Source organism: Pirellulales bacterium (assembly GCA_035656635.1).
GTDB lineage: Bacteria > Planctomycetota > Planctomycetia > Pirellulales > JADZDJ01 > DATJYL01.
Genome location: DASRSD010000044.1, coordinates 1 through 17,948, shown reverse-complemented (window position 1 = coordinate 17,948; position 17,948 = coordinate 1). Strand labels below are relative to the sequence as shown.

Genomic DNA, 17,948 nt, shown 5'->3' with positions numbered 1-17,948 from the left:
TCATTTTGAAGCCGCCGGTCGTGCCTAACCCGTCGATGGGCGGGGCGCCGAAAGCGGCTACCACGGCCTCGCTGACTTCTTGGTGGCAACGCGCTTGCAAATCAGCAGCGATGGCATCGGCAGAAAGATCCGCACCGCGGCGCTCGTCGAAGGGCTTGAGCATCACGTACATCGATCCCAAATTCGGAGCATTCGCGTTCAAAATCAGCGATTGGCCGGAAATGCCGACCGTGTGATCGACTCCTGGCGCGTGCCCTACAATGGCTTCGATCCGGTCCATCGTGGCTTGTGTTCGCTCGACCGAAGCCGAATCGGGCAACTGCACATTGAGCAGCAAATACCCCTTGTCTTGTTGCGGCACAAACCCGGTGGGAGTACGACTGAACTGCCACCACGTGACGACCAGCAAACCGCCATAGGTTGCCAAGGCCAGCAAGCTGATGCGCAGCAAAGCGCCCACGGTTTTGCCGTACAGGCCAATCACCCGGTCGAAAAACTGATTGAACGCCATAAAGAATTTACCCAACACGGCATTTACCGGCCCAATAATTACCCGACCGACGATGCCGCCGATCAGCGCCCCGGGCGTAAACAGCGCGGCATCAACCGCCCAGGCCAACCCTGTCGATAGGCCTTCGCCATGCTCCGCGTTCAGCCCCAGCCGGTCGGCCAGCAATTTTTCACCCAGCCAAACCGTCAACACGCCGCCGATGATGCCGAAGAACCACCAGGGGAGCGCTTCCTTCTTGTGCACGTGGCCGTGTTCCCCTTCTTCCGATTTGAAAATCACGGCGGCCCGCGAGGGCGTCATCGTAATGGCGTTCACGGCGGAAATAATTGTCGAAACCGCAATGGTCACCGCAAATTGCCGGAAGAATTGCCCCGTTACCCCTCCCAGAAAGCAGCACGGCACAAACACCGAGCTGAGCACGAGCGTGATCGCCATGATCGGGCCGGTGATTTCGTGCATGGCTTTAATGGTGGCGCTGCGTGCATCCAAGCCGGTGGCAATTTGCCGCTCGATGTTTTCCAGCACCACAATGGCATCGTCAACGACAATGCCAATGGCCAGCACCAACCCGAACAGAGTCAAATTATTCAGCGTGAAGCCCATGGCCGCCATCACTGCGAAGGTGCCGATCAGCGAAACCGGCACATCAATCATCGGCAAAATCATCGCTCGCCAGTCTTGCAAGAACACCAAGACCACAATGGCGACCAATATCACCGCATCGCGCAGGGTATGAAACACCTCATTGACCGATTCGCGAATGAAGGGTGTGGTATCGTACACAATGCGGTAATCGAGCCCGTCGGGAAATCGCGTTTTCAGTTCCCGCATTTTGGCGTACACATTGCCGGCGGTGTCCAAGGCGTTGGAGCCCGGGAGTTGATAAATCGAAAGCGCCACCGAAGGCTGGCCATCTAACGTGCACGATTGCTCGTACTGCTGCGAACCCAGCTCCACGCGCGGCTTTCCTTCAATGACCGTTCCATCGGGCAACGTTTGCTTGGGCGTACAAGTCACCACATCACGCAAGCGCACAATGCCGGTCGAGGGGGACGCACCCGGGCTTGTTCCACCTACATTGGCCGCGGCAGCGCCGCCGCTGGCGCCCCCCGCCCCGGATTGACCGGTAGAAGTGGCGCCGGCTGTCGCCATGGGTCCGCCGGCGTTGGCCGCTTTGATGATGATATCCGCAAATTGATCCGGATCGGTCAATCGCCCAAGCGTATTAATCGTCAATTGAAATTGCTGGCCTGCCGGCGCCGGCTGCTGGCCAATTTGACCGGCCGCTACTTGAATGTTTTGCTGCGAGATGGCGTTGACCACGTCGTTGGCAGTCAAACTTAGGGCGGCGAGCTTATCGGGATCGAGCCATGCGCGCAAGCTATAATCGCGCTGCCCGAGATAGGTGATGCCTGCCACACCGGGCACGCGCCCTAATTCGTCTTTGACGTAAATCGTGGCGTAGTTGCTCAAAAAGATGTTGTCATAAAGCTTATCGGGCGAAATCAAATTCACAATCATCAACGTGTTGGGTGACATTTTCTTCACGTTGATGCCTTCGTTTTGCACCACCGCCGGAATCACGGGGAGCGCCAACGACACGCGGTTTTGCACCAGCACTTGGGCCATGTCGGAATCCATGCCCAAATTGAACGTGACGGTCAGCTTGTAGGCGCCGTCGTTGGTCGATTGGCTCGACATGTACATCATGCCTTCGACGCCGCTGATTTGCTCCTCAATGGGCGCAGCCACGGTATCGCGCACCGTTTGCGAATTTGCCCCGGGATAGGTAGCCGTGACTTGCACCGTGGGGGGCGTTACGTCTGGATACTGGGCCACGGGCAGCGTGAACACGGCCACGCCTCCGGCCAGCACGAAGACGACCGAAATCACGGTGGCAAAAATGGGACGATCGACAAAAAATTCCGCAATCACGCTGTCAGGCTCCAAAGCTTTTTAATGCCACGCGCTAACTGCCGCTTGCATTTTGCGTGCGAATCCGCCGATGAATTTCCAGAACAGCCAGCGCCGCCAAAATACCAGCCGTGGCCCCCACAAAACATGCCGGCTCCACGGCAAAGTGGGCCAATTGGCTGGATAAAAAACCGATGGTCAAGCCCAGCACGCCGCCGGCCGCCGTCGAGCCAATCCAACGAGAGCGCTCCGCGGTAAGCAATTGCGATTCTCCCAGGCCTTGAATCACATAAAAGAATACCGGCGTCAAAAAAACCCCGAACAGCGTCACGCCCAGCATTCCGCTAAAAACCGCCATTCCCAAGGAACGCCGCATTTCCGCGCCCGCGCCAGAAGCCACGACCAGCGGGATCACGCCGAAAATGAAGGCGAACGAGGTCATCAGAATAGGCCGCAGCCGCAACCGCGAAGCCTCTTCCGTGGCGTCAAACCGCGAACGCCCTTCCTCTTCGTGTAATTGCCGAGCGAACTCGACAATGAGGATCGCGTTTTTGCACGCCAGCCCCACCAGCACCACCAAGCCAATTTGCACGAAAATGTTCACGTCGCGGTGCGTCCATAAAATGCCCACCACCGAGCACAACAAGCACAATGGCACCACCAATATCACCGCCAGCGGCAGCGACCAGCTTTCGTATAACGCCGCCAGGGCCAAAAACACGCTGACCACGGCCAACGCGAACACATACATCGAGGTGTTGCCTGCCCGTTTTTGCATGAACATCAGCTCGGTCCAATCGGCCTTCATGCTCAGGGGCAGTTCGGCCGCGGCAATTTCATCGACCTGTTGAATGGCCGCGCCAGAACTATAGCCGGGCTGCAAGTTTCCGGTGATGGCGGCCGATTGGTACAAGTTGTATCGGGTTACGCTAATAGGGCCGTTGATTTCCTTGAGCTGCACCAGCGTTCCCAGCGGCACCATTTGTCCGCGATTATTTCGCACTTGAAATAAATTGACGTCGTCCGTGCGGTTGCGGAATTCTCCTGCGGCTTGCACAGTCACCTGCCAATGCCGGCCGAACTCGTTGAAGCTATTGACATACAGCGAGCCCAGCAAAATTTCCAGGGTTTGATTCACGTCGTTCAGAGAGACTCCCAAGGAGGCGGTTTTAATCCGATCGATCGTCAACAGCAACTGCGGCACCTTGGAGCGAAATTGCGTGGTTACTCCCACCAATCCCGGTACTTGCTGCTGCAGCTTGCGCACCACATTGTCCGTTTGCTGTTGCAAGATGGGAAGTCCTAAATCGCCGCGGTCCTCAATCATGACTTTAAAACCGCCCGCCACGCCGAGCCCCGGCACCGGCGAGGCGCCGTACACGGTCACTTGCGCATCTTGCACTTGCTTGGTCCATTGGTGGCGCAGGTTGGCCATAATCGCGGTATCGGGCAAATTTCTCCGCTGGGCGAATGGCTTGAGCACGATAAACATCGAAGCGTAATTGGGGCTGGTGGCCTGCATCACAAACGACAAGCCGGAAATGCCCACCGTATGGGCCACGCCCGGCGTTTGTCGGGCGATATCAGCCACCTGTTTTAGCGCCGCATTCGTGCGCTGCAAAGAAGCGGAATCGGGCAATTGAATGCTGCAAATCAAACGGCCTTGATCTTGCTGGGGCACAAAGCCCACGGGTGCGCTACGGAACACCACGTAGGTGATGACAATCAACAATCCATAAACGACCAGCACCGCCACGTTGAAGCGCATCATCCGCTCGACCGCCCAGGAATACGCCGACGTGCTGATGCCGAACAGCGTGTTGAATAGCCGGAAGAACCATCCCAAAAGCACATCGAACAGCCAAGTGACGGGATCGCGGCGGGCGCCATGCGGCTTCAATAAAATAGCGGCCAGTGCCGGGCTGAGCGTTAACGAACTAATGGCGGAAAACACTGTGGAAACGGAAATGGTCACGGCGAACTGCCGGAAGAATTGTCCCGTAATGCCGCCGACAAAAGCGCACGGCACAAACACCGCGCACAACACCAGCGCCACGGCAATGATGGGGCCCGTAACCTCATCCATTGCTCGGCGAGTGGCTTCGCGCGGATCCAAGCCGCGCGCCATCCAACGCTCGACATTTTCTACCACCACGATGGCATCATCCACCACAATGCCAATCGCCAACACCAAGCCAAACAACGAAATATTATTCAAGCTGAAATCCAACGCTTTCATCACAGCAAACGTGCTGATAATGGCCACCGGCACGGCGATGAGCGGAATGACGACCGACCGCCAATTCTGCAAAAAGATGAGCACCACGACCGCCACTAACAGCACGGCCAGAAACAGCGTGCGAACCACGTCGGAAACCGACTCGCTGATATACAGCGTGGTGTCGTAAGCAATGGAATAATCGATTCCATCGGGGAACCGCTTTTTCAACTCTTCCATTTTTGCGCGCACGCGATCCGCAACATCCAGCGCATTGGTGCCGGGGAGTTGATACACAGCCAGGCCCATCGATGGCTGGCCGTCGAACAGACACGATTGATTGTAGTTCTGCGCTCCCAGCTCCACGCGCCCCACATCACGCACTCGGACAATGGCCAGCGAGGGCTGTCCAGGGCCGATGGTCGAACCCGCGCCGGGAGAGCCTGCGCCGGCCGCGCTGTTGATCGAAATATCTTCGATCGCCCCGGTGGTGTTGGTGTTGTCGGTGGCGGTAGAGGTGCTTGCCGTGGAAGAGGGCGCCGCGCCGTTGGCGCTGCCGCCGGTTGAGCCGCCCCCTCCGGTGGCGCTGCCGCCTGTGGTTGTGCCGCCGCCGGCTGCAGTTCCGCCTCCGGTAGTGGAAACGCCCAGCGTGGAAGTTGTGCTGCCGGCAGATGTCGTGGTGGAAGTTGTCGAGGCCATCGACGAAGCCGGCGCCACCGTGGCCGTGCTGCTGGCTCCGCCGCCGCGGGTAATCGAACTGGCTGCCAGGGTGCTGCCGCCGGCGGTTCCCGTCGTGGCAGTGCTGGACGATGTTCGAGAAGCGCTAGTTGCGGCGGCCGGGGCCGCTGGCACGCCGATATTTCCAACCACCGAACGAGGCGAGCCAGTCGCTTGTGCCGGCGAAGTCGTTTGGCTCACCTTCACAATAATGTTGGCAAATTCTTCCGGCTCGGTCAGCCGCCCCAACGTATCAATCGGCAGTTGAAACACTTGACCCTGCGGCGCGGGCTGCTGGCCGACTTGCCCGGCCGGGGCATCAAGATTTTGATTGCGAATGGCCGTGGCCACATCCAGGGCCGTCATGTCGCGCGCCGCGAGTTCTTGCGGGTCGAGCCAAATGCGAATGCTATAATCTCGCTCGCCTTGATAGGTGATGTCCGAAACTCCCGGCACGCGCAGCAGCTCATCTCGGATGTTAATCGTGGCGTAATTGCTCAAATAAATGTCGTTGTAACGCTGGTCCGGAGAGATGAAATTTACAATCATCAGAATGTCGGGCGTCCGTTTGCGAATCGTAATGCCCTGGTTCTGCACTTGCGTAGGCAACTGCGGCATGGCCAGGGTGACGCGGTTTTGCACCATCACCAGCGCGGTGTTCAAGTCGACGCCAATGTCGAACGTGACGGTCAAGGAGTAGGAACCGTCGTTGCCCATTTGCGACGACATGTAGAGCATGCCGGGCACGCCGTTCACTTGCTGTTCGATCGGCGATGCGACGGTATCGGCCACTACCTTGGCACTTGCGCCGGGATAATTGATGGAAATGGAAACACCCGGCGGTGTGATTCGCGGATATTGCGCAATGGGCAAATAGAACAGCGCGATCCCGCCAATGAGCGTCATCACAATCGACACGACCGACGCAAAGATGGGGCGGTCGATAAAAAATCGTGAAATCATAGCTGGCAGAACATGTGGGTGGCCATTTCGTTAGCTGGCCCGGTCTGCATTTCAATCGGTTTTCAGTTCAATCGCTTTTGGCGGGGCCCGGCGAGGCTTTCGCGCCGGGGGAAGGGGAATTTTTCGAATCGGTTGACTGTTTAGCGCCGGATTTTGCATCCCTCGATTTCGCGGCGTTGGACTTGCCCGCGTCCGATTTTCCCTCGGCGGGTTTACCGCTGGCGCTGGTCATGCCTTCACTGGAAAGGCCCAGCGTGGGCATGGGCTCGCGGTCTGGCGTAATTTGCATGCGCGGACGAACCTGCTGAATGCCGCCGATTACTACCCATTCGCCGGCCTTTAAGCCGGAATCGATCACGCGCAGGCCATCTTCCTCCAGCGCGCCGGTTTCAACACGTTGCTGTTGCACGATGTTTTTATCGTCCACCAGGTACACGTACTTCATGCCTTGGTCGGAACCAATGGCGCGGTCGATCACCAGCAGGGCATCGTGCGGCTGGCCAATCGGCAATCGCACGCGGACAAACATTCCCGGCGACAACAGCCGCACGCCGTTCGCGGGCTTGGCGTTGGACACCACGCCGCGAACGGTAATGCTGCCGGTGCCTGGATTCACCTGGTTATTCACGAAATTGATGGTGCCCTCGTGCGGATAGCCTTCTTCCCCTTCCAGGCCAATGAACACGGGAATTTCTCCCTGTTGGTAACGCAAAATTTTGCCTTCGTTCACCGCTCGGCGAACGCGCAGCACGGTATTTTCGTCGATGTCGAAATAGACATACATCGGGTCGACCGAAACCACCGTGGTCAACTGCGTTTGATCCTGATTGACCAAGTTCCCCGGCGTGAGGTAATAGCGGGAAATTTGCCCGGTGATTGGCGATTTTACTTGGCAAAAGCCCAAGTTCAAATTGTAAACTTCCAGGCTGGCTTTGGCGGCTTGCACCGAAGCCTCGGCTTCCTCTTCCGCCGCTTGGTAGCGATCCAAATCTTGCTTGCTGATGGCGCCTGGCGTTTTCCCCAGCTCCTTGGCCCGGGCGTTGTCGGCCATGGCTTCCTTCACGCGTGCTTCGTTGAGCAGCACCTGCCCTGCCGCCTGATCGTACTGGGCCTGATAAGGGCGCGAATCGATTTCAAATAGCACGTCGTCTTTTTTTACTTCCGCGCCTTCTTTGAACGGCGTGTTGACCAAATAACCAGTCACGCGCGGAACCACGCTGACGGCTTGCGGCGCCTCGATGCGCCCGGTGAAATCTACGAAATCGGTCACTTGCCGTTCGACGGGCTGGCTGATCGGAATCGCCGGCGGCTCAGCCGGCGCAACATTCAATGCCTTAGCACTGCACCCGCATTGGCCGATTATCGCCAATGACAAACACGCCCCGGCGAACCCCAAATTCTGTTTCATACGTTTTGGCCGAATTGCCTCCTCAATCTGTCCTAAGCTCCGTCTCCTGAAGCGGCGTCAGATATTACCGCAATGCATCCCCGGTGGAATGCTGCTGCATCCTCCCAGAACCGCCAACTTAAGCATATCAGGTTGGCTTGGAAAAACCACGATCAACCTGCATGCTTTTCGGCGGCAAAGAATCGACCTTCGTGGGGGTTGGCAACTACTTGCCAAGCCGGCGTTTAATGCTCGCGTTCGGTTGGCGAACGATCTTGCGACCCTGGCACGGCCTCGGTGAATGTTTCCGTCAAGTGCAACGTGGCCTTCTGGCGAATGTCGCGGGACGATGCGCCGATTTCGATTGCGTAGTCACCGGCATCGGCTTTCCACTCTTTGCCCGACACGTCGAAGTAGGCCAGATTCCGCGGCGTGAGTGTGAAATCCGCCGTTTTGGTTTCGCCCGGCTGGAGCGCAATTCGGGAAAAGCCTTTCAATTCGCGGACCGGCTTATCCACTTGCGGCTTCAAATCGTGCACGTATAGCTGCACAATTTCATCGCCGGCGCGCTGCCCGGAGTTGGTGACGCTCACACGAATCTGTGCCGTGCCGCCCGGCTTGAGGTTTTCGTCCGCCAACTTCAAATTGCTGTAATCGAAAGATGTGTAGGAAAGTCCATGCCCAAACGGAAACAAAGGCTGAATGTCTTTTTTATCAAAGTGCCGGTAGCCGACGTAAATTCCCTCGGCATAATTTACGCGCCCGTTCTTGCCTGGAAAATTTTCAAAATCGGGATAGTCTTTGCGCTGCGCAGCAAAGGTTGTCGGCAGCTTTCCGGATGGATTCACGTCGCCGAACAAAATGGCTGCCACTGCGGCGCCCCCTGCTTCGCCAGGAAACCAAGTTTCGATGACCGCTGGCACCGCATTGATCCAATCGGTCATCGTGACCGGCGTTCCGTTGTTCAGCACCACCACCGTATTCTTATTCGCCGCCGCGATGCTGCGAATCAATTGATCCTGGTCGTGCGGTAAATCCATCGAGGGCCGATCGTGTCCTTCTCCCTCGGTGTGGCTGGTCGAAACGCAGACGACCGCCACATCGGCCCCTTTCGCCGCCGCCACAGCCTCGACATAGTGCGCTTGCGTGGGGGGCGCCCAGTTGAGTTTAGCCACTGCAGACCCGCCGGCTTGGTAATATTCGATTTCTAGCTTGCGAGCCGTGTCGACCTGGAAATCGACGTTGGCTTCCAACGTGGTGGCTGGGCCGTTTTTCCAGCGTTCTATAATTTTTTTACCGTCGAGCTTCACGCGGAAGCCGTCGTCGCCGGTGAAGAACAAGGTGTACGTGCCGCTAGTGGGCGCTTTCAGCTCAGCGGTCCAGCGGGCGCTAAAATCGGTTCGGGGCGGCCCTTCCCACGCGCCGTGCTCGGTATCGAACTGAAGTTGATTGTCGACACGTTCCAGCAGTGGCGCGCCCTCCAAGGCAACTCCGTGAAAATATTCCGCCTTAAATCCGTGCTCCGTTCCGCCCGGCGCCGTGATGGCGGAAGCGGGAATTGGCACATTGGTTTCGCCGGGGACGTAATTCACCTGCATCTCTGCGCCAGCCAATTTTTGTAGGCCTTCCAGAATTTGAATTCTAAAGAACGAATTCACCGCCGGGCTCCCCTCCGCGCCAATTTGCATTTCGATCGCCGGTTCGCCAATGACGGCAATGCTGTGGATGTGATGCCGGTCCAGTGGCAACAACTTACCGGCGTTCTTGAGCAGCACAATGCCTTTATCTGCCGCTTCCTCAGCAATCTGTTGATGTTCCTTGGAATTGACCATTTCGGAATTGGGCGGCGGCGGGTTGTCGAGCAGCCCGACCCGCACAATCGTGCGCAAAATGCGCTTCACCGATTCGTCGACCGCCTGCTGCGACAAGCTACTACTGCGTAGGGCCTCTTTTAATTTGTTGATCGTTTCGAACTGGCCACCGGGCATTTCCAAGTCATTCCCGGCTTGCGCTACGGGCACCTCGTGAACTGCCCCCCAGTCCGACATCACGAGTCCCTCAAAGCCCCAGCCTTTTTTCAGCACGTCGAGCAACAAGTAAGAATTTGCAGAGGCATACGGACCATTGATTTTGTTGTACGAATCCATCAGCGACCAAACGCGGCCCTCCTTGACTCCGGCTTCAAAGGCCGGCAGATAAATTTCCCTCAGGGCGCGCTCGCCCACTACGACATTCACCGTGTTCCGATCGACTTCCTCATTGTTGCAAGCGAAGTGCTTAATGCACGCCGCCACGCCGGTGCTTTGCACCCCCCGGATGTAAGCGACGCCCATACGTGCGGCCAGAAACGGATCTTCGGTCATGTATTCGCCGTTGCGGCCTCCCAGGGGCGAACGCTGAATGTTCACCGCCGGCGCAAGCAACACTTGCGAGCCTGTTCCCTTGTTGCGCACTTCTTCGCCAATGGCCTTTCCGATGCGGTGGATCAAGTCAACATCCCAGCTCGCGGCCATCGCCACGCCGCACGGAAACGCCGTCGCCGGACCTTGCGTTGTCTTGCTGCCACCGCGCACGCCTTGGCCAGCATCAACCATCGACATCGCCGGCACGCCGAGGCGCGGAATCGGTTGCGTAGTGAAGCCCGTGCCGGTTAACAGATGCAACTTTTCATCCTGCGTTAAACGAGTTGCCAAATCGTTGACGCGATCTTCCAAGGCCGCTTTCGGATTTCGGTAGGGGGGCGCGTCATCGGCCGCAGCATGTTGTGCAAAAGCGACACAAACCAGCGCCAGTAAAAGCGCTCTACTTACTGCGCGTTGGTTCCCGCCACTGGGCGTAGTTTTCCGACATTGACACATCAAACCGGTCCACCCGATTGTGAACATCGTTGGTACTCTCCCTTACAGTAGAAGTCGGTTCCTCAACAGCCGGCACTCTCGCCCAGCGTTCGTACGGACTGCACTCAGTTGCCTAACCCAATTTAGAAGCCCTTCCATTCTATCCGGAAAAAATCCCAGCAAAACTTAAATTCTTTCCCCTGGTTTAACTCCTTTCCACGTGGAGCCGCAATGGGCACGTCACGGGGTAATTTGAAATTTTACACGGCTGCATCGCCCGACTGATACCGTCGGGCTAGGGTGCAAAATGTTCCACGACCCACCACCAAGGGACGGTGGAAATGGCCGCCAGCGCATGATATGATGCCAGCTCAAGGGGGGGTCGTTCTGGCCGGTGCCTGAGGGATCCCAAATCTCCGGGCGAAGGAATAAAGTGGTCCGCCTATCTCAGGGTACAGGCGCCTATTCTTTAACTCCTTGCTTGCCAGAACGTTCTCTAGTGCTGCGCCGCGGCACTAGGGGTAAGTTGGCAAAATCGATTTCACGCTATTCCGTGCCCCATGCAGCGGTGGAATAAGTGAATGTAATCAGGGACAAGGAGATGCTCCATATGGCGCTAGTGCGGAACGAGGTTACGTTGCCGCAGATTGCTACAACCGCGATGCGTCCCGTAGCACAGACCATTGCTGTGGTAATCGCGCTGGCCGTGCTGCTAGTTACACCCCCAGCGGATGCTGACGATCTTGCTACGATCACGCAGCGGGTCACAGCACAACTGCTTTCGTCGGTGCCCTCTACCTCCACCGTTCAAGGCTACATGAATAGCCTGCAATCGAACGGCAGTTGGTCCGACATTAACTATGCCAACATGGCCCAAACCAATTGGACTCCGCTCACGCATTTGCAGCGCCTGGAGGCCATGGCCGAAGATTATTCCAGCAGCTCCAGTACGTTGTACCACAACGCCACGCTGGGAGCCGATATTTCCAACGCCTACAATTATTGGATTTCCGTCGATCCGCAAAGCACCAACTGGTTCGATAACGATATCGCCACGCCGCAAAACTTGGGGCAAACCATGGTGTTGGTGAGCAATTCCATTCTTAGCCCCAGCCAAATTTCGTTGGGGCAAAACATTTTGGCGCGGGCCAAGGGCGACATTCCCAGCCAGACCGGTCAAAACGTCGTCGACGAAGCCATTGCCGGAATCTACAGCGCCATTGTTTCCGGCAGCAACTCCGACATGTCCAGTGCCTTCGGCTCCATCGGCGGCACCATCACCGTGATTAGCGCCCATAGCAATGGCAACGGAATCCAGGCCGACCACAGTTACGAATTTCACGGGCCGCAACTTTACATGGGCGGTTATGGCACTTCGTACATTAACGATACGCTCAATTGGGCCGCGATCGGCGCAGGAACACAATATGACCAAAATTCCATCACCACCAATCAGCTGCATCTGCTGGTGGACTATCTGCTCGACGGAACGCAATGGTTTATCCGCGGTAAGACCATGGATTTAACCGCCGACGGTCGGCAAGTTACGTTTTCCAGCTTTGTTGGCGCCGGCGATGGCTTTGTTACCGCCATCAATAATGCCTTGGCGCTGGGGACGTATCGGCAATCCGAGCTGCAGGCGTTTCTGGCTCGCCAGCAGGCCACCATTTCCTCCGGACAAGCCAGCACCACGGCGAACGTCCTATCGGGCAATCGAGATTTCTTCGATTCCGAAGCCATGGTCCAGCAACGGGCCGGTTATTACGCCTCGGTCAAAGTTACTTCCACCAGAACGAGCCAGCCGGAGCAGGGCAACAGCCAAGGTTTGAAAAATTTGTATTTGGGCGACGGCGTCAACCAGATTATGGTCACCGGCAATGAATATCTAGGTATTCAGCCCAGTTGGAACTGGCGTCGCCTGCCGGGCACCACCGTCGAACAAGATTCGCGCTCCCTAACGCCTCCCGGGACGTTTGGTGCAACCAAAGGCACCACGGCTTATGCCGGCGGCGTGTCGGACGAAACGTACGGAGCAGAAGCGTTCGCTTATAACCGCTTCGATGTCGCCGCACAGAAAAGCTGGTTCTTCTTCAATAATGAAGAAGTTGCCCTGGGCGGCGCCATCAACGCGCCCAATGCCACCAGCGAAGTCGATACCACGCTCAATCAATGCCTGCTCACCAGCACGGTTTCCTACGAGACCACCGCCAGTTCCACCATTCAGACGTTGACCACCGGCACGGTCACGCCGACGAATCTTAAATGGGTATACCAAGGAGGCGTGGGTTACTTCTTCCTTACGCCGGTCAGCAATGCCACGATTATGGCCGTCGCCCAGTCGGGCACTTGGGCTGCGCTGAACACGGCGGAAAGTTCCTCCACGGTCACGCAAAACGTATTCACGCTGTACATCAACCATGGCACGGCCGTCAACAACGGCAGCTACAGCTACATTGTCGTGCCCAATACCACGGCCGCGCAAATGGATTCGTACTTTGCTTCCACGCCGATCCAATTCATCCGCAACGACGCCACGGTTCAAGCCGTTCGAAACTCGGCGCTAGACCTGACCGAAGCCGCGTTTTATGCCGCCGATTCCTTTACGATGGTTCCCGGCCAAACGGTCGGGGTGAATGCGCCTTCCACCATCATGCTTCAGCGCCCCCAAGCCAATGTGCTGAAGCTTTCCGCCTCCAACCCGCAAGCGGCGGCACTTGCGCTGCAAGTCCAACTGACCGGTGTGACGCTCTCCGGTTCCACATCCACGTGGTTCGATGCCCTGGGAAACGCCACGGCTACCTTCAACTTACCCGGCGGCAACCTGGGTGGCTCCACCAGCGGCATTACGCTCAGCTCCGATGGCAACGCCAATCCCACGGTTTCGCTCACCAGCAACGACCAATTGACCAACTCCACTTATGCCGTGAGCTCCGCGATTGCCCTGCCCAATAACACCACGTTCAACGCCGATCAGTTCTCGACGCTCAGCTTCACGAATACCATTAGCGGACTGCATTCCATCACCAAAACCGGAGCGGGCACGCTTGCTCTTTCCGGCTCCAACAATTTCGCTGGCGGCCTGATCATCAACGGCGGCTATGTTCGAGCGCTCAGCGTCGGTGCGCCGGGAAGCGGATCCATCAACGCCAATGCCACCGGCACGCTGGTCATCGGCGCGAATTTGACCAACCCCATTGCACTTTTCGGCGGTGCGCTGGCATTCACAGGCGCTCCCACATTTTCGGGCAACTTGACCGCCGAGCCAGGAACCACTTCGACCATTGAAAGCTTCGATCCCTTGGCGCCGACCACTAGTGTGAATGAAACATTCACGGGCAATTTGCAAGGCAGTGGCAATATTATCCTGCAGAACGCCACCGGAATCACCTCGCCCGACGGCGGCCAAGGTTTCCGCATCAACGCCGCCAATTCCAGCAATTTCAGCGGCACCATTACGCTTTCGCACAATGTGAAAAGCGAGTTGTTTGGCACGACCTCGGGAAGCACCACGCCTGTCGGCACCGGAACCATTGTGCTCACCGCCGGCGATGCCGCACTGGGAGGCACGGTTAACACCGTGACCACAACCGGCGGTTATTCCGAGCTGAATCTGCGCAACAACACCACTGGCAGCCAAATTTATGGGAACAATGTGCAGGTGGTTGGGTCGGGCCTGGTGGTGCTAAATCCCTTGGGCACGGCGGCCGCAGGGTTGAGCGATACGCTGGGCAGCCTCACCATCGGCGGCGGCCAGCAGTTGGGCATTTATTTGGCCAGTTCCGCCAACAGCCATCCGATTGTGTTCCAATCTGTCACCCTCGACGGCGGCGTGGCCACCTTCGCGCCGAAAATCAACGGCTTCGGCGCCAGCAATTCCACCGGCGCTGATCTGTATTTGGGAACCATCAGCGAATCGGTCGCCGGCTCGGGCATCAACATGTCGGGCCTGCGCACCCTGTTTTTGACCGGCGCCGATACATACACCGGCGCCACTACCGTTAGCGGCGGCGCCTTGCAGCTCAATAATTCCCTGGCGCTACAAGACAGCACGCTGAATTACAACAACCAGGGAGGCACGCTCAGCTTCGGCACGCTCACCAGCGCCACCTTCGGAGGCTTGTCGGGCTCGCAGGATTTGGCGCTGACCAATACATCGTCCGCTCCGGTGGCACTCACGCTGGGGAACAACACCGCCACGTATTTTGGCGCGCTCAGCGGAGGCGGCTCGCTCATTCAAAACGGGCCCGGCACCACACAGTTCCTTGGCACGAGCACCTATACCGGCACAACAACCATCACCAGCGGCACGCTTTCCCTATTGGCCTCCAATGCCATTGCGAAAACTTCGCAGGTTATTCTGGGGGGCGGCACATTCGCCACCAACGGATTTGGCCAAGATTTCACGACCTCGGCCTCACCCGCCACATTGGGGCTTACGGCCAATTCGATTCTCGATTTCGGCGCCGGCGGCGCCAACAGCGTTAAATTTGCCGATTCCCACGCCAATAGTTGGAGCGGAACCTTGGCTGTGAACAATTGGACGTTCGGCGCCGACCATTTGATGGTCGGGACCAGTGGCGCCGGTCTGACCGCTACTCAATTGAACGACATCCAATTCGCCGATTTCGTACCAGGCGCTTCGATCACGGGCGTGGCAAATAGCATTGCCAGCGCCGGAGAAGTAACGCCCCGCATCGGCGATATTAATCAAGATGGCTCAGTCAATTCCATTGATCTCGTGGCCTTGATGCAAGCCATGATTGATCTCGGCGCCAGCGGCACTAGTGACATCAATAGTTATGCGTACCAGCATCCGGCGTTCAGCAATGCGGACATCAAATTCATTTTGGATGTGAACGGCGACGGCCGCGACACTAACGCCGACGTTCAGGCGCTAATCAATTACCTTCTTGCCGGCCACGGCAATACTTCGCCGGTGCCCGAGCCCAGCGCTTGGGTGCTGCTGGCTTTAGGCGCAGTATGGCTCGTTCGACAAAAGCGGCGAGATTAAATTGCAATTAGGGCGCCGGAATGGCCGCCATTCTTTCCCACAGCCGGCCCGATACGCTGACCGCTTCCTGGCAAGCGGTTGCCTCATTGCAGGTTACCACGCGTCGATCCTGCTGCACATAGTCGCCGCTAACCAGCACATCGCGCACATGCTGCGCGCCGATGGCAAAAATGAAGTGCGCCGCCAAATTATCGGCAGTCAGCAGCGTGAAGGGGACATAATCGGTAATCACCACGTCGGCTTCTGCCCCCACGGCAAGCTGCCCCAGTGTCACTCCCAGCGCCGCCGAAGCCCGCCGCGCCGATGCCGCCAGCATTCGCAATACGTGGTTTGGCGTTAAACCCTGTTGGGCATCGCACGCTTTGAACCAGGCCTGCCGAGCTTCGGTAAACATGTCGGCGCCAATGCCGTCGGTTCCCAGCATCACCGGCGCGCGAAACTTTGCCACCGGCGTGTACCCGACCGAGTTGTTCATGTTCGACCGCGGATTGTGCGCCAGCGTTAGCCCGACGGCATTGACCCGCTCAATCGCTGCCGCATGTAAATGTGTGCCATGCGCGAAAATAGTCGCCGGCTGCACCAGGCCGTGCCGCTCCAGACGTTCCATGAGCGCCAGGCCATGCTCGCGGCGGCAAGCTTCCTCATCGCAGGGATCTTCCGCGACGTGAATGTGCACCCCTGTGTGGAATTCCTCGGCCATGCGCGCTGACAGATCGAGCGATTCATCCTCCAGCGTGAACGCCGCATGCGCCCCCACCAGCCCGGCAAACCGCCCGGAGCGATTCGTTCGGCACTTTTGCAAATAGCGTCGATTTTCTGCCAGCCCGGCCTCTCGACCGGCGCGGCCGTTGCGGTCGGTAGTTTCGTAGCACAGCACGCCCCGTATTCCCACTTGCAAGAGCCCGCGCTCCACGAGATCGAGCGATCCGGCAATGCACTGGGGTGAAGCGTGATGATCGATGAGCGTGGTCGTGCCGCAACGAGCGGCCTGTAGCGCGCCCATCAATGCGGAGGTTAAAATCGATTCCTCATCGAGCGCCCGATCCAGCCGCCACCAAACCAACTGCAAAATCGCCAGAAAGTTTTTTGGCGGCCGCGGCGGCGCAGGCATGCCCACCGCCAAGGCCGAATACAAATGGGTGTGGCCATTGACTAAGCCCGGCAACACCACCGCCCCGCCGCAATCGACTATGTTATCGCCGGCCGCCGGCTGCACCTCTCCCCGGGCGGCAATTTTCCCGCCGTCGATTCGCAGGCTGCCCAATTCCACGCGCGGCGGATCAATATCGCACAAAAGCGCGTTTTGCAGCACCAATGCCATCACGATTTCTCCACAATCGCCAGCACGGCATCCAGCGTCGGCTGCACGTCAAACGGTTCGCCCACTGCCTTTAAGGCGCCGACAATATCTTTCAAGCCGTTGCCGGTAATCATGGCCAGCACGCTTGATTTGGCGGTGAGAATTCCCTGCTCGCGCGCCACGGCAATTCCGGCAATTGCAGTCGCTGCGGCCGGCTCCGCAAACACGCCTGTCAACCGTCCGGTCAGCGGCACTGCCTGCATGATTTCTGCATCGGTCGCCGTCACGTAGGTTCCGTTGCTCTCCCGCACGGCATTTACTGCCTTGCGCCAATTTCGTGGCACGGGCACATTAATACTGTCGGCGTAGGTGTCGCCGGTTCCGGAGCGGTCCAGCTTGCCGGTTTTGAAGGCTTCTGCAATGGGTGCGACGCCTTCCGCTTGCACGCCCAGCATCCGGGCCGTCCAATTGGTAATGCCGACGGCTTTCATTTCCACCACGCCCTTGTGGACGCCGGCAATCGAGCAGCCGTCTCCCACGCTGCACGCGATCCACTCCGGCGGATCGTCGGCACACTGCTCGGCCGCCTCCAACCCGCCGGTTTTTTTCCCTTCCACCAAATACGGATTGATGGCTGCATTCCGATTGTACCAGCCGAACTTCTGGCAGGCCTGCGTGCACAAATCGTAAGCCTGGGCGTACGTGCCTTGCACCCGGAATACCCTCGCTCCGTACGCCAACTGTTGGGCCAGCTTTCCTGGCGGCACATTTTTTCCGACAAAAATATTGCAGGCCAAACCGGCCACCGCTGCCGAGTAGGCCAAGCTGCTGGCGGCATTTCCGGTCGAGGCGCAGGCAATCGTCTGCATTCCCTCCTGCATCGCCCGTTGCACGCCGACGGAGCTGGGCCGATCTTTGAACGAGCCGGACGGATTCCGCCCATCGTCTTTCAATCTCAACCGGGCAATGCCCAGCGCCTGGGCCAGCCGCGGGGCTTCGATGATGGGCGTCCACCCCAAGTGCCCCTGCGTGGGGCAAAAATTTTCGTCCAGCGGCAAGAGCTCCCGATATCGCCAATGCGACCGGGTGC

At 58.0% G+C, this 17,948-nt stretch carries 7 protein-coding genes; 1 reads left to right on the top strand and 6 read right to left on the bottom strand.

What is annotated here, in order from left to right:
• The 4 genes from VFE46_03570 to VFE46_03555 form a co-directional block, all read right to left on the bottom strand.
• A partial coding sequence (locus tag VFE46_03570; GenBank protein HZZ27063.1) for an efflux RND transporter permease subunit occupies positions 1-2,446 on the bottom strand: 2,446 nt, incomplete at its 3' end.
• Positions 2,447-2,480: 34 nt separating this feature from the next.
• A complete protein-coding gene (locus tag VFE46_03565; protein HZZ27062.1) occupies positions 2,481-6,323 on the bottom strand; it encodes an efflux RND transporter permease subunit in 3,843 nt (1,280 codons plus the stop codon).
• Between the two features lie 67 nt (positions 6,324-6,390).
• On the bottom strand, positions 6,391-7,653 hold the full coding sequence (locus tag VFE46_03560) for an efflux RND transporter periplasmic adaptor subunit (GenBank protein ID HZZ27061.1): 1,263 nt from the start codon (positions 7,651-7,653) through the stop codon (positions 6,391-6,393).
• Positions 7,654-7,955: 302 nt separating this feature from the next.
• Positions 7,956-10,595, bottom strand: coding sequence for a glycoside hydrolase family 3 C-terminal domain-containing protein (locus tag VFE46_03555; GenBank protein ID HZZ27060.1), 2,640 nt, complete (start codon positions 10,593-10,595; stop codon positions 7,956-7,958).
• Positions 10,596-11,157: 562 nt separating this feature from the next.
• Here VFE46_03555 and VFE46_03550 point away from each other — a divergent pair.
• Positions 11,158-15,558, top strand: coding sequence for a polysaccharide lyase family 8 super-sandwich domain-containing protein (locus VFE46_03550; GenBank protein HZZ27059.1), 4,401 nt, complete (start codon positions 11,158-11,160; stop codon positions 15,556-15,558).
• 7 nt (positions 15,559-15,565) lie between these two features.
• Here VFE46_03550 and VFE46_03545 read toward each other — a convergent pair whose 3' ends face one another.
• Together VFE46_03545 and thrC are read right to left on the bottom strand one after the other, a co-directional pair.
• Positions 15,566-16,879: an amidohydrolase family protein gene (locus tag VFE46_03545; GenBank protein HZZ27058.1), complete on the bottom strand. Its 1,314-nt coding sequence runs from the start codon at positions 16,877-16,879 to the stop codon at positions 15,566-15,568.
• On the bottom strand, positions 16,879-17,948 hold a 1,070-nt coding region (gene thrC, locus VFE46_03540; protein HZZ27057.1), incomplete at its 5' end, for a threonine synthase. The genes VFE46_03545 and thrC, both read right to left, overlap by 1 nt.